This window comes from Streptococcus urinalis 2285-97, from assembly GCF_000188055.2.
Classification (GTDB): Bacteria; Bacillota; Bacilli; order Lactobacillales; family Streptococcaceae; genus Streptococcus; species Streptococcus urinalis.
The window spans coordinates 101,885-115,163 of record NZ_AEUZ02000001.1 but is presented as its reverse complement, the minus strand read 5'-3'; the positions used below and the strand labels follow the sequence as shown (position 1 = coordinate 115,163).

The 13,279-nt window shown below is 34.7% G+C and carries 10 protein-coding genes and 1 tRNA gene; 6 read left to right on the top strand and 5 right to left on the bottom strand.

The genetic code is table 11. The annotated features are described in order from the left end of the window. Nucleotides 1-156: 156 nt before the first annotated feature. Nucleotides 157-345 carry an SH3 domain-containing protein gene (locus STRUR_RS12070; RefSeq protein WP_406874634.1) on the bottom strand — a complete coding sequence of 63 codons (189 nt, stop codon included), beginning with the start codon at nt 343-345 and terminating at the stop codon, nt 157-159. A 206-nt stretch (nt 346-551) separates the two neighbouring features. Next, nucleotides 552-622: transfer RNA gene (locus STRUR_RS00540), tRNA-Cys, on the bottom strand. Nucleotides 623-1,002: 380 nt separating this feature from the next. Between STRUR_RS00540 and ahpC the strand changes: the two genes are divergently transcribed. The 4 genes from ahpC (at nt 1,003) to tsf (ending at nt 5,269) form a co-directional block, all read left to right on the top strand. After that, nucleotides 1,003-1,563: an alkyl hydroperoxide reductase subunit C gene (gene ahpC, locus STRUR_RS00535; RefSeq protein ID WP_006739942.1), complete on the top strand. Its 561-nt coding sequence runs from the start codon at nt 1,003-1,005 to the stop codon at nt 1,561-1,563. A 27-nt stretch (nt 1,564-1,590) separates the two neighbouring features. Continuing rightward, nucleotides 1,591-3,123: an alkyl hydroperoxide reductase subunit F gene (ahpF, locus tag STRUR_RS00530; protein ID WP_006740379.1), complete on the top strand. Its 1,533-nt coding sequence runs from the start codon at nt 1,591-1,593 to the stop codon at nt 3,121-3,123. A 202-nt stretch (nt 3,124-3,325) separates the two neighbouring features. Continuing rightward, nucleotides 3,326-4,093, top strand: a complete 768-nt coding sequence (gene rpsB / locus STRUR_RS00525) for a 30S ribosomal protein S2 (protein WP_006738963.1) — start codon at nt 3,326-3,328, stop codon at nt 4,091-4,093. Nucleotides 4,094-4,228: 135 nt separating this feature from the next. Further along, nucleotides 4,229-5,269: a translation elongation factor Ts gene (tsf, locus tag STRUR_RS00520; RefSeq protein ID WP_006739435.1), complete on the top strand. Its 1,041-nt coding sequence runs from the start codon at nt 4,229-4,231 to the stop codon at nt 5,267-5,269. Nucleotides 5,270-5,609: 340 nt separating this feature from the next. Here tsf and STRUR_RS00515 read toward each other — a convergent pair whose 3' ends face one another. Beyond that, entirely contained in the window at nt 5,610-7,511 is a 1,902-nt protein-coding gene (locus STRUR_RS00515; RefSeq protein ID WP_006739761.1) for a M13 family metallopeptidase, read from the bottom strand. 134 nt (nt 7,512-7,645) lie between these two features. Here STRUR_RS00515 and STRUR_RS00510 point away from each other — a divergent pair, with 134 nt between their 5' ends. Beyond that, a complete protein-coding gene (locus STRUR_RS00510) occupies nt 7,646-8,626 on the top strand; it encodes a Gfo/Idh/MocA family protein (protein ID WP_006740242.1) in 981 nt (326 codons plus the stop codon). Between the two features lie 24 nt (nt 8,627-8,650). Here the strand turns inward: STRUR_RS00510 and treC are convergent, their stop codons facing one another. Both treC and treP read right to left on the bottom strand, forming a co-directional pair. Continuing rightward, on the bottom strand, nt 8,651-10,279 hold the full coding sequence (gene treC / locus STRUR_RS00505; RefSeq protein ID WP_006738831.1) for an alpha,alpha-phosphotrehalase: 1,629 nt from the start codon (nt 10,277-10,279) through the stop codon (nt 8,651-8,653). Between the two features lie 69 nt (nt 10,280-10,348). After that, nucleotides 10,349-12,331, bottom strand: a complete 1,983-nt coding sequence (gene treP / locus STRUR_RS00500) for a PTS system trehalose-specific EIIBC component (RefSeq protein WP_006740135.1) — start codon at nt 12,329-12,331, stop codon at nt 10,349-10,351. A gap of 218 nt (nt 12,332-12,549) precedes the next feature. Between treP and treR the strand changes: the two genes are divergently transcribed. Next, nucleotides 12,550-13,263, top strand: coding sequence for a trehalose operon repressor (treR, locus tag STRUR_RS00495; RefSeq protein WP_006740627.1), 714 nt, complete (start codon nt 12,550-12,552; stop codon nt 13,261-13,263). Nucleotides 13,264-13,279 lie beyond the last annotated feature (16 nt).

The following is a 13,279-nucleotide window of genomic DNA, read 5'->3' as shown; positions in this document are numbered from 1 at the left end:
TTTATATTGAAAACAAGTGAGAGTCACAACCTTTCATGATTGAAATCAAAATGTGTGGTAATGAACAATGAACAAATTACCAGATTAAGACCTGACAACCATTAATACAAGCAGTTCAATAATTATTTGAACTGCTTTGTTTTATTTCAAATGTCCTCAAATATTAATTCTATTTCCAGATTTTCCTAAATAGCTAATCCAACGGTAACCATTTGCTGAGATTTTACTATCGTATTTAACAGTCTGACTTTTTTTATAGCTTGCTGCAATCTCACCTTTTAAGTTTGGTGAACGTCTTACATTAATTTCTTGAACTTCAAGAGTAAACTCTCCTTCTTCAGCAATTAATTTAATCTCATTACTAGTTTTTTGATTTGTATTAACGGGTTATTCAATAGAATGATCAAAAATAGTTTCGGAACAATTTAGTCTCGCCCCAAATTCGCCCAAAATTATTTTTATTTTTAACTTTTTTTATCTGTTCAAAAAAATAAAAACCTTGTTTGAACAAGGTTTTTTCAATGTCTTTAATTGACTAAAAGTATTTAAAAAGGCGGTAGACGGATTTGAACCGACGATCAAGCTTTTGCAGAGCCGTGCCTTACCACTTGGCTATACCGCCACAACAGTAATCATTTTAACTTAATTACAACAATTAGTCAAGACAAAATTAGGACTATGATTATATCATTTAAGAATAGTAAATTTATTTTTTCGACATACTGTCTACAATTATCATCTATTTATCGTTCTTTTAAAAAATTGATAAGAAAAACAATTTTTAATTTAATTATATTTTCTAATAAATTAATATTATAGATACTTTATATTGGAGGGTATTTTTTTCATTATTTATAATCATTTTAAATAACTAATTATTCTAAAACTATGAATTGTCAGATAAATAGTAATAAAACAAAGGAAATTGAGCTTTTTTATTTTGGACTTTTAAATCTAGTTTTTTTATAATGACTTTAATAAATTTCAAAGGAGGACATAGAAATGTCATTAGTAGGAAAAGAAATTGCTGAGTTTTCAGCACAAGCATATCATAACGGTAAATTTATTACAGTTACTGATCAGGATGTTAAAGGGAAATGGGCAGTCTTTTGCTTCTACCCAGCTGATTTTTCATTTGTTTGCCCAACTGAACTAGGAGATTTGCAAGAACAATATGAAACTTTAAAATCTTTAGGTGTTGAAGTTTACTCTGTTTCAACTGATACTCACTTTGTACATAAAGCTTGGCATGATGATTCTGATGTTGTTGGAACAATCACATATCCTATGATAGGTGATCCTTCTCATACCATTTCTCAACAATTTGACGTTTTAGGGGAAGATGGCCTGGCTCAACGTGGTACATTTATCATTGATCCAGATGGCGTTATCCAAATGATGGAAATCAATGCAGATGGTATCGGACGTGATGCAAGTACATTGATTGATAAAATTCATGCTGCCCAATATGTTCGTAAACATCCAGGTGAAGTTTGCCCTGCTAAATGGAAAGAAGGGGCTGAAACCTTAACTCCTAGCCTAGACCTAGTTGGTAAAATATAATAAACAGGATTTCAAAGGAGGATTTCAATGGCATTAAATAATGAAATTAAACAGCAATTAGGCCAATACCTTGATCTATTAGAATCTGATATCGTTATAAAAGCTGATTTGGGTAATGATGAGAACTCACAAAAAGTAAAAGATTTTATCAATGAAATCCTTGACATGTCCAATCGTATTACAATGGAAGAGACGACATTAAGCCGTCAACCTAGTTTCACTATCAATCAAAAAGACAATGAAAGCGGTGTTGGATTTGCAGGGCTTCCACTGGGACATGAATTCACATCATTTATTTTAGCACTTTTACAAGTCTCTGGAAGACCACCAAAAATTGAACAGGATATTGTCAACCGTATCAAAGCAATTGATCAGAAACTCCATTTTGAAACATATGCTAGCTTAACTTGTCATAATTGTCCTGATGTTGTTCAAGCATTAAACATCATGTCTGTTTTAAATAAAAACATTTCACACACAATGATTGAAGGAAGCATGTTTCAGGATGAGGTAACCCAAAAAAATATCATGTCTGTTCCGACGGTTTATTTGAATGGTGAAGAATTTACATCAGGTCGTGCTACCATAGAACAATTACTTGAACAAATAAGTGGCCCTCTTTCACAAGATGCTTTTGAAGATAAAGGTGTTTATGATGTCCTTGTTATTGGGGGAGGTCCAGCAGGAAATAGTGCTGCCATATACGCTGCTAGAAAAGGACTTAAGACTGGATTATTGGCAGAAACTTTCGGTGGACAAGTTATGGATACTGTTGGTATCGAAAACATGATTGGAACTTTATACACCGAAGGTCCAAAACTAATGGCACAAATAGAAGAGCACACTAAATCTTATCAAGTTGATATCATCAAGTCACAATTAGCTACCGCTATCACTAAAAAAGATGATATTGAGGTTAGTTTAGCTAACGGAGCTACCTTACATGCTAAGACGACCATCTTAGCTTTAGGTGCCAAATGGCGTAACATCAATGTTCCTGGAGAAGAGGAATTTCGCAACAAAGGTGTTACCTATTGTCCGCATTGTGATGGCCCATTTTTTGAAGGAAAAGACGTCGCTGTAATTGGTGGTGGAAATTCAGGCTTAGAAGCAGCTATTGATTTAGCAGGAATTGCAAAACATGTCTATATTTTAGAATTCTTACCAGAATTAAAAGCTGACCGTGTTTTACAAGAACGTGTTGCAAAAACAAAAAATATTAGTGTTATCACAAACGTTGCCACTAAAGAGATTGTGGGTAATGAGCATGTAGAAGGTATTAATTACGCAGACCGTGACACTGGAAAAGAAGAACATCTTGCTTTAGAAGGCGTTTTTGTTCAAATTGGCTTAGTCCCAAATACTGTTTGGTTAAAAGATAGCGGAATCAATTTAACTGAGCGAGGTGAAATTATTGTCGATAAATATGGTTCAACAAATATTGATGGTATTTTTGCCGCTGGTGACTGTACTGATTCTGCCTATAAACAAATTGTAATTTCATTAGGTTCGGGGGCTACCGCCGCTATTGGTGCATTTGATTACCTTATTCGACAATAATAGAAAGCCTGTTTTTTCAGGCTTTTTTTATCTCTAAAAACCATTGTTAAACTTGTTATTTTTCAATTTTTATGTTATACTTGCAAAGTCGTGTTATCGGCAAATACTCATCTTAAATCAATTGTGAGCTTGTTGCCAATTTGGTTAGCTTGCAAGTCGACGTTTAAGAGAGGAAAAAAACATTTTAAAGGAGAAACTACTCATGGCAGTAATTTCAATGAAACAACTTCTTGAAGCTGGTGTTCACTTTGGTCACCAAACTCGTCGCTGGAACCCTAAGATGGCAAAATACATCTTTACTGAACGTAATGGTATCCATGTTATCGACTTACAACAAACTGTAAAATTAGCTGATCAAGCATACGAATTCGTTCGTGATGCAGCTGCTAACGATGCTGTTATCTTATTTGTAGGTACTAAAAAACAAGCTGCTGAAGCAGTTGCAGACGAAGCTACTCGTGCTGGTCAATTCTACATTAACCACCGTTGGTTAGGTGGAACTCTTACAAACTGGGGTACTATCCAAAAACGTATCGCTCGTTTGAAAGAAATTAAACGTATGGAAGAAGAAGGAACTTTCGAAGTTTTACCTAAGAAAGAAGTTGCACTTCTTAACAAACAACGTGCACGTCTTGAAAAATTCTTAGGTGGTATCGAAGATATGCCTCGTATCCCAGACGTTATGTACGTTGTAGACCCACATAAAGAACAAATCGCTGTTAAAGAAGCTAAAAAACTTGGTATCCCTGTTGTAGCAATGGTTGATACTAATGCTGATCCAGATGATATCGATGTTATCATCCCAGCAAATGACGATGCTATCCGTGCTGTTAAATTAATCACTGCTAAATTAGCAGATGCTGTTATCGAAGGCCGTCAAGGTGAAGATGCAGGTGCAGATTTTGAAACAGAAGGAAAAGCTGATTCAATCGAAGAAATCGTTGAAGTTGTTGAAGGTTCAAACGAATAATCACAATTTTAATCACTAACGGGGCAGAAAAGCAAACCGCTCTGTCTCGTTATTTTTTACAATTTATTTGAAATAACAAAAGAAGCTATAGATGACAATCTTAGATCTTCTATTATATTTATAAGGAGAACTCTCATGGCAGAAATTACAGCAAAACTTGTTAAAGAATTGCGTGAAAAATCTGGTGCTGGTGTTATGGACGCAAAAAAAGCACTTGTTGAAACTGATGGTGACATGGACAAAGCAATTGAATTGCTTCGCGAAAAAGGTATGGCTAAAGCTGCTAAAAAAGCTGACCGTGTTGCTGCTGAAGGTTTAACTGGTGTTTATGTTCATGGTAATTCAGCTGCTGTTGTTGAAGTTAATGCCGAAACAGACTTTGTTGCCAAAAATGCACAGTTTGTTGACCTTGTTAACGAAACTGCAAAAGTAATCGCTGAAGGTAAACCAGCTAACAACGAAGAAGCACTTGCTCTTGTCATGCCAAGTGGTGAAACTTTAGCAAATGCATATGTTAATGCTACTGCTACAATCGGTGAAAAAATTTCATTCCGTCGCTTTGCTCTTTTAGAAAAAACTGACGAGCAACACTTTGGTGCATACCAACATAATGGTGGTCGCATTGGTGTTATTTCAGTTATTGAAGGTGGAGACGATACATTAGCAAAACAAATTTCAATGCATATCGCTGCAATGAAACCAACTGTACTTTCATATACAGAATTAGACCCTCAATTTGTTCATGACGAATTAGCACAATTAAACCATGCTATCGAACTTGACAATGAAAGTCGTGCTATGGTTGATAAACCAGCACTTCCATTCTTAAAATATGGATCAAAAGCACAATTAACTGATGACGTTGTTGCTAAAGCTGAAGAAGATATCAAAGCTGAACTTGCTGCAGAAGGCAAACCAGAAAAAATCTGGGATAAAATTATTCCAGGTAAAATGGATCGCTTCATGCTTGATAACACTAAAGTGGACCAAGCTTATACTTTACTTGCGCAAGTTTACATTATGGATGACAGCAAAACAGTTGAAGCTTACCTTGACTCAGTAAACGCAAAAGCAGTTGCATTTGCTCGTTTTGAAGTTGGTGAAGGTATTGAAAAAGCATCTAATGATTTTGAATCAGAAGTTGCTGCAACAATGGCTGCTGCTCTTAACAATTAATAGTAACTAAAAGCTAGTTTCAAATGAAACTAGCTTTTTTTCTATGCAAAAATTAAAAACACCACCTTTGGGGAAGATGATGTTTAACTGATAATAATTAAGGGGGTAATTATTATCACGTTAATGCTGGGAGGGGACCCTTCTTAACGTTCAACATAATTTCTTTTTGGGGATGGAAATTATGAGTGTTCTTAATGATGTTTATCATACATTATTTCTAATGTATCACCAACATAATACAATAATATAGTAATATTATTAATTTGTCAAGCTTTTTATTAGATTTTTTCTAATTAAATTCAAATTTATACCAACTTATTTTTAGATATTTTTTATGCTTTTACCAAATGATAACCCGTTTTTCTACCGGACGCCACATACCATCCCCTTCTTTGACATCAAATTCTTTATGAAACTCTTCAAAGTTTGTAACCGTGACGTTCGTTCTCCACTGTGCTGGTGCATGAACATCAACACTAGCAAGCATTTGCATATACTCATCACGCGCTTTCATTCGCCATATTGTCGCAAAATTAATAAAGAAATCTTTGACAGAAAAATCGTGGTCTTTCTTAGCTGCTTCTAAAGCACAAGCAACCCCTCCAAGATCTGCAACATTTTCTGATACTGTTAACTTACCATTTACCTTTGCCCCATGACTTTCTAAACCATCAAACTGTTCCACTACTTTATCTGTTTTTTCTTTGAATGCAGCAAAGTCCTCATCCGTCCACCAGTTATTTAGACTCCCATTTTCATCAAACGAAGCACCATTTGTATCAAAGGCATGCGATATCTCATGAGCAATAACCGCTCCTATACCTCCATAGTTAGCAGAAGAACTTTGATTTAATGAGTAAAAAGGAGCTTGTAAAATGGCTGCTGGAAAAACAATTTGATTTTGTTGTGGGTCATAATAAGCATTGACCATATGTGCAGGCATATGCCACTCACTTCTATCAACTGGCTTATTCCATTTACTCCAACTATGTGCAATTGAAATCTTACTTAAATTCCTAGCATTTTCAACTAGTGATTGTGTTGGATCAATGACTTTTTTGGCATAAGTTTCAGGTAATTTCTCAGGATACCCAATGTGTGGCGTGATAACATTTAGCTTAACAATAGCTTTTTCACGAGTAGACTTTTCTAACCAATCTGTTTTCTCTAGGCGTGACTTATAAACATCTATCATTGTTGCAATCTTATGCTCGACATCAGCTTTCGCTTCTGGTGAAAATTTTTCTCCAGCATACCACAATCCTAGTGCTTGATTATAAGGACCAGAAGCAAGGTAATAGGCTGCTTTTTTCTTATCCATTGCTTGTGGTGTCCCTGATAAAGCTCTACTATAAGCTCCTGACTTAATACGAATTTCATCTGTTAAATAAGAATTATAGGCATTAGCTGCTGATAAAACCAACTCAGCTTTTAATAGTTCCCAGTTAGATTCTGAGTAATAGTCAGATGCAAGCTCAGTCCAGAAACGTTCTTCAGGAACAATAATCTTGTCTGGTTTTTGTCCCAGAATCTTTTGGAAAATAGTATCCAATGGAAGTTCAGGTGCTAATTTTGTAAAATCATCCCAATTGTAAGGATGATAAAGTTTTACATACTCAGAACCTTCTTCACGAGATAAGACATATTGTGCCAATTTTGCATCTAAAGTTAAGACCTTATCTAAAATATCTTTAATTTCTTGTTCTGTAAAGCCAAACAAAGGAAGTAATTCCTCTTGGCTTTTTCGCCAAAGTGCTAGAAGTTCTTTTCCTTTTCCTTTTTCATTATCATCATTATAATAAGTTGTATCTGGTAAAATAATACCTGGAGCCTCAGCCCAAAGAACATTTAATTGTGCATTCATAAAATCAGGAGCAACTCCAAATGGAAATTCATTTGGTTTTCCATCTAACTCAAACTCTGCAACCTTTGATGCAAATTCTGAGAAAGATTGTAGATTTTTATATTCCTCAATTAATGGTAATACTGGTGATACTCCTACTTCTTCACGTTTTTGATAATCGGCAGTCATTTTATGAAAGGCAATAAAATGATTTAATATCGTATCACTAGGCTTATTTTCATCAGCTAGCCATTGATCTGTGGTTGACAGCATTAATGCTTCAATTTCATCAGCAAGATCAGAAAATCCTCCTGTCCTTGGTTTATCATCTGGAATAACGGCTGTTTTAGCCCACTCGCCATTGACAGCTTCATAAAAATTATCTTGGTATCTTGTCATTAATATCTCCATTCTAAAATATTTTTAGTGTTCTTATTGTACCAAAAATGATTTGGAAAAGCTCTAAACAACTTATTTCCAAGTAGTACATAAAACATATTTATTTGTTATACTAATAAAAAAGGAGACATCACATGAATCAAAAGAACTTACATTGGGCTACATTAGGGACAGGTGTTATTGCAAATGAATTAGCACAAGCTTTAGAAAGTAAAGGACAAAAACTCTACTCTGTAGCGAATAGAACACATGAAAAAGGAATTGCTTTTGCCAAAAAATATGGAATTGAAAAAGTTTATGACCAGATTGAAGATGTTTTTTCAGACCCAGAGGTTGATATCATCTACATTTCAACGCCACATAATACACATATTGGCTTTTTGAGACAAGCCTTAAGCCATGGCAAACATGTTCTTTGTGAAAAGTCGATTACACTAAATTCCGATGAGCTAGCAGAGGCTATTCAGCTAGCAAAAGAAAATCAGGTTATTTTAGCAGAAGCAATGACCATTTTTCATATGCCAATCTACAAGCAATTAAGTGAAATCATAGATTCTGATAAACTTGGTCCTTTAAAAATGATTCAGCTCAATTTTGGTAGCTATAAAGAATATGACATGTCAAATCGTTTCTTTAATCGTCAACTTGCTGGTGGTGCATTACTTGATATTGGTGTCTATGCACTTTCATTTGTTAGATGGTTTATGTCAGAAACACCCACCCAGATTAGTTCCCAAGTAACATTAGCACCAACTGGTGTTGACGAACAAGTTGGAATCCTATTAGCAAATCCTAAAGGTGAAATGGCAACCATTGCCTTGAGTCTCCATGCTAAACAACCCAAACGTGGAACAATTGCTTTTGATAAGGGGTACATTGAGATTTTTGAATACCCTAGAGGTGATAAAGCTATCATCACTTATACAGAAGATAATCACCAAGAAGTAATTGAAGCTGGTAATACCTCAAATGCCTTAGCATATGAAATTGCCGACATGGAAAAAGCTGTCTTAACAAATAGCAATCAAATGCATCTTAACTATACACAAGATGTTATGAATATTATGACAAGATTACGAAAAGACTGGAAAATGACTTATCCAGAAGAAGAATAAAAAAACAACTCAAAGGTTGTTTTTTTATTTATTACTAATTGCTATAGTTTGATAAGGTTGCAATTCAATTTGCTTACCAATTGGTTTTATATCTTCATAATTTGAAATCAAAACTGAACCATTTTGATATTCTTCTGGAAGGTCTAGTGAAATAACTTCGCCATAAAAATTATTTAACACAAGTAAGTGTTGGTCATTAAGCTGACGTTCAAAGGCATAGACAGATTTGCTATCTTTATAAGCAGCTTTGTAATCGCCTTCAGCAATGATTGGTAAATCTTTACGCAATTGAATTAAACGTTGATAGAATGGGAAGATTTTCCCATTTTTTTCGTTTTGAACATTGATATCTTGATAACTTTTTGCTGGTTTTAGCCAAGGTGTAGCACTTGTAAATCCAGCGTTTTGACTATCATCCCATTGCATAGGTGTTCTAGCATTATCTCTTGATTTTGCTTTGATAATAGTAAAAGCTTCTTCAGAACTCTTTCCTTGGTCTAAAAGGATTTGATAGGCATTTAGACTTTCAATGTCAACATAATCAGACATTGAATCATAATCTGGGTCTATCATCCCAATTTCTTCACCCATGTAGATATAAGGTGTTCCACGAGATAAATGAATCGAAGCAGCTAACATCGTTGCACCTTCATTTCTGAAGTTTTTGATATCTACGAAACGATTTAGTGCTCGTGGTTGGTCATGATTATTATAAAAGAGTGCATTCCAACCATTTCCTTGACTCATGCCTTCACCCCATGAGTGGAATAAATCACGTAAGGTTACAAAATCAAAATCCATAATGGTCCATTTTTGTCCATCTTGATAATCAACCTTCAAATGATGGAAATTAAAGGCCATTGACAACTCTTCACGTTCTGGTGCGGTATACAAAATACAATTTTCAATCGTAGTTGCTGACATTTCACCTACAGTCATAAATGAATCATCTTCACCAAAACTGGCATTATTCAGCATTTTCAAAAAGTCATGCGTAATTGGTCTATCTGTATATGCCGGTTTTCCATCATTAATTGGACAATCTTTTAATTCAGCATCTTTTCCGATTAAGTTAATCACATCAAATCGAAAACCTTTGACACCTTTATCACGCCAGAAATTGACGACTTTAAATAATTCCTCACGAACATTTGGGTTACGCCAATTTAAATCTGCTTGTGTAATGTCAAAAAGGTGTAGATAATATTTTCCAGTATCTCCAAATGGTGCCCAAGCATTTCCACCAAATTTAGAAACCCAATCTGTCGGTTGATCTCTTAAGATAAAGAAATCTTGATAATAGGGATCCCCAGCTAGTGCTTTTTTTAACCATTCATGTTCTGTTGAACAATGATTCAAAACCATATCAAGCATGAATTCAATACCATATTGACGTCCTTTGGCAATCATCTCTTCAAAGTCTTCCATTGTACCAAAATCAGGGTTCACCGCTGTGTAATCTGAAATATCATAGCCATTATCACGTTGTGGACTTGGATAAAAGGGATTTAGCCAAACCATATCAATACCTAGCTCTTTTAAATATGGCAATTTTTCAATAATACCTCTGAGATCACCAACACCATTTCCTGTTGTATCTTTATAAGATTTTGGATAAATTTGATATACAACTTTTCGTTTATCTATTGTCATTTCAATTTTTCTCCTTAAATAAGTTCAGGAACTGTAAACAGTTCCTGATTCTATTGTCATTCAATTGGCTTATGAACTTTTTACAGTCATCACTTCTTGACCAACTGTCACTTGATTTGGTAATTCAATAACATAGTCAAGATTGTAATCTTCTTGGTTTGTTATAACTAATGGTGTTTCAGTTGGGTAACCTTCTTCACTAATAGCTGCAATATCAAATGAGATTAATTTTTGACCTGCACTTACAAGATCACCTTGTTTAACATGAGCAGTAAATCCTTTTCCATCAAGGTTAACTGTGTCCATACCAATATGCATTAATAATTCTAAACCATCATTTGTAACCAGTCCAATAGCATGTTTTGTTGGGAACAACACTGTTATTTGTCCATCAACTGGTGATACTAATTCTCCATTAGTTGGTTGTAGTAAGACACCTTTTCCCATAACACCTTGAGCAAAAACTGGATCAACGGCATCACTTAATGGTTTGACTTGACCTGTTAGTGGGCTTTTGATAATAGTTTCTTTCAAACTTTGAGTTTCTTTTGTTACTGGTGAAGAAACTGGTGTAACCGTGTCTTCTTGAAGTAAGTCATCTTGTTTTTCTTCGTCTTCAACTTTTGTCATAATACCTGACTTACGGAAGAAGAAAGTTAATAAGAATGGTACAACTATAGCTACAATCATACAAATGAAAAATTGAAGCATGTATTTTGTATTAATTGAGATAAATCCTGGTAAACCACCAACACCAATAGCATTAGCTTGTACATTCATAGATGTCGATAAAAGACCTGCAATACCTGAACCAATCATACCAGCTACAAATGGGTAAACGTATTTCAAGTTAACCCCAAAAAGTGCTGGTTCAGTGACACCAAGATATGCTGAGATAGTTGCAGCAAGTGATACTTCTGCAGCACGTTCGTCTTTACGATTCATAAAGTAGAAGGCAAAAACGGCAGAACCTTGAGCAATATTTGATAAAGCAATCATTGGCCAAAGACCCGTAGTACTTGTTGCAGTATCAGCAATCAATTGTGTATCAATGGCGTTTGTCATATGGTGTAAACCAGTAATAACAAGTGGCGCATATAGGGCACCAAAAATAGCACCAAATAACCATTTAACTGGACCAGTAAGACCAGCAAGAACAACAAATGAAATACCTTTACCAATTGTCCATCCAATTGGTCCCAAAACAGTATGTGCTAAGATAATAGCGGGAACTAAAGATAGGAATGGTACAAATATCATTGATATCACTTCTGGAATACGTTTACGCCAAAAGATTTCTAAGTAAGAAAGAGATAGACCTGCTAATAAAGCTGGAATAACTTGAGCTTGATAGCCAATACGATTAACAGTAAAATAACCAAAGTCCCATACCCATTTTTTAGCAATTTCTGATGCAGGCGTGCTAGCAACAGAATAGGCATTCAATAATTGAGGTGAAACTAAACAGATCCCCAAAACAATACCTAAAATCTGTGTTGTCCCCATTTTTCGTGTTACTGACCAAGTAATTCCTACAGGTAAGAAATGGAAAATAGCTTCCCCTGGTAGCCATAAGAAGGCATCTACACCAGACCAAAATTGAGAAACTTCAACAATCGTTTTTCCATGTAAAAATCCCATTGGAACACTATCAATGACATTTCTAAAACCTAAAATCAAACCACCAACAATAATTGCTGGAATAATTGGTGTGAAGATTTCAGCCAGCATCGTCATAACACGTTGAATTGGATTTTGATTACTTTTTGCTGCAGATTTTGCTGCTTCTTTTGAGACGCCCTCAATTCCTGAAACTGCTGTAAAATCATTGTAGAAAATTGGAACATCATTACCAATAATAACTTGGAATTGACCTGCATTAGTAAAAGTTCCTTTTACAGAAGACAATTTTTCAATTGCTTTGACATTTGCTTTATCATTATCATTTAAGACAAAGCGCATACGCGTTGCACAATGTGTAACTGCCTTAATATTTTCTTTCCCACCAACTGACTCTAGTAATTGGCGAGCATCATTTTCATATTTACCCATTTTTTTACCCTAGGTCACCCTAGCTCCTTTTTTTGTGATACGTTTATCAAAAGAACAACGTCCGTTTGAGCTTCAATAGGTATAAAGCTCTTATAAGAAAATTGTAATCGATTTCAAATTTGTATGCAAGTTGTTTGGTGAAATTTAACTTATTTTCTGCTAAAATAAGTAAGGTTGTCCGTCTTTTTATAGACAAATTACTAAAATGAAAGATTATGATGAAAAAATACCAACACATTTACCAACAAATTGAAACAGATATCCTGACAGAAAACTATAAAGATGGTGATTTTCTACCAACTGAACATGACTTAAGTCAAAAGTATAAGGTCAGTCGAGATACTATTCGAAAAGCTTTAAAATTACTTGAAAACACTGGTTTAATTACTAAAACTCAAGGGAGAGGAAGTCAAATAACCAAAAATGAACGAATCTTATTTCCTGTTGCTGAACTAACAAGTTACCAAGAGTTAGTAGCTACATTTAGTATGAATTCTAAGACGAATGTGATTGCTATCGACAAAGTCATTATTGATGAATCACTTGCTAAAATAACTGGGTTTAGACTACATCAAATCGTTTGGCGTGTCACTCGTCAACGTGTTGTTGATGGCATTGCATCTGTTCTTGATATTGATTACCTTGATAAAGAATTAATTCCAAAAATGACCAGAGAAATAGCTGAACACTCCATTTATGCTTATCTAGAATCAGATTTGGGGTTACCCATCGATTTTGCTTTAAAGGAAATCACAATTGATCATATTTCTGATAAAGACAAAATCTTGCTTGACCTTGGTAGTGAAAATCATGTTGTCTCTGTCAAATCAAAAGTATACTTATCAAATAACCAACAATTTCAGTTTACTGAAAGTCGTCATAAGTTAGAAAAATTCAAATTTATTGATATGGCAAGACGTCACCCAAAATAGCTTATAATCAATTTAC

Bases quoted from the DNA above. Each gene is read 5' to 3' on its own strand.
- STRUR_RS00510 (WP_006740242.1), top strand. From the start codon at position 7,646: ATGAATCAAAAGAACTTACATTGGGCTACATTAGGGACAGGTGTTATT.
- treR (WP_006740627.1), top strand. From the start codon at position 12,550: ATGAAAAAATACCAACACATTTACCAACAAATTGAAACAGATATCCTG.
- rpsB (WP_006738963.1), top strand. From the start codon at position 3,326: ATGGCAGTAATTTCAATGAAACAACTTCTTGAAGCTGGTGTTCACTTT.
- treC (WP_006738831.1), bottom strand. From the start codon at position 10,279: ATGACAATAGATAAACGAAAAGTTGTATATCAAATTTATCCAAAATCT.
- treP (WP_006740135.1), bottom strand. From the start codon at position 12,331: ATGGGTAAATATGAAAATGATGCTCGCCAATTACTAGAGTCAGTTGGT.
- STRUR_RS00515 (WP_006739761.1), bottom strand. From the start codon at position 7,511: ATGACAAGATACCAAGATAATTTTTATGAAGCTGTCAATGGCGAGTGG.
- ahpC (WP_006739942.1), top strand. From the start codon at position 1,003: ATGTCATTAGTAGGAAAAGAAATTGCTGAGTTTTCAGCACAAGCATAT.
- tsf (WP_006739435.1), top strand. From the start codon at position 4,229: ATGGCAGAAATTACAGCAAAACTTGTTAAAGAATTGCGTGAAAAATCT.
- ahpF (WP_006740379.1), top strand. From the start codon at position 1,591: ATGGCATTAAATAATGAAATTAAACAGCAATTAGGCCAATACCTTGAT.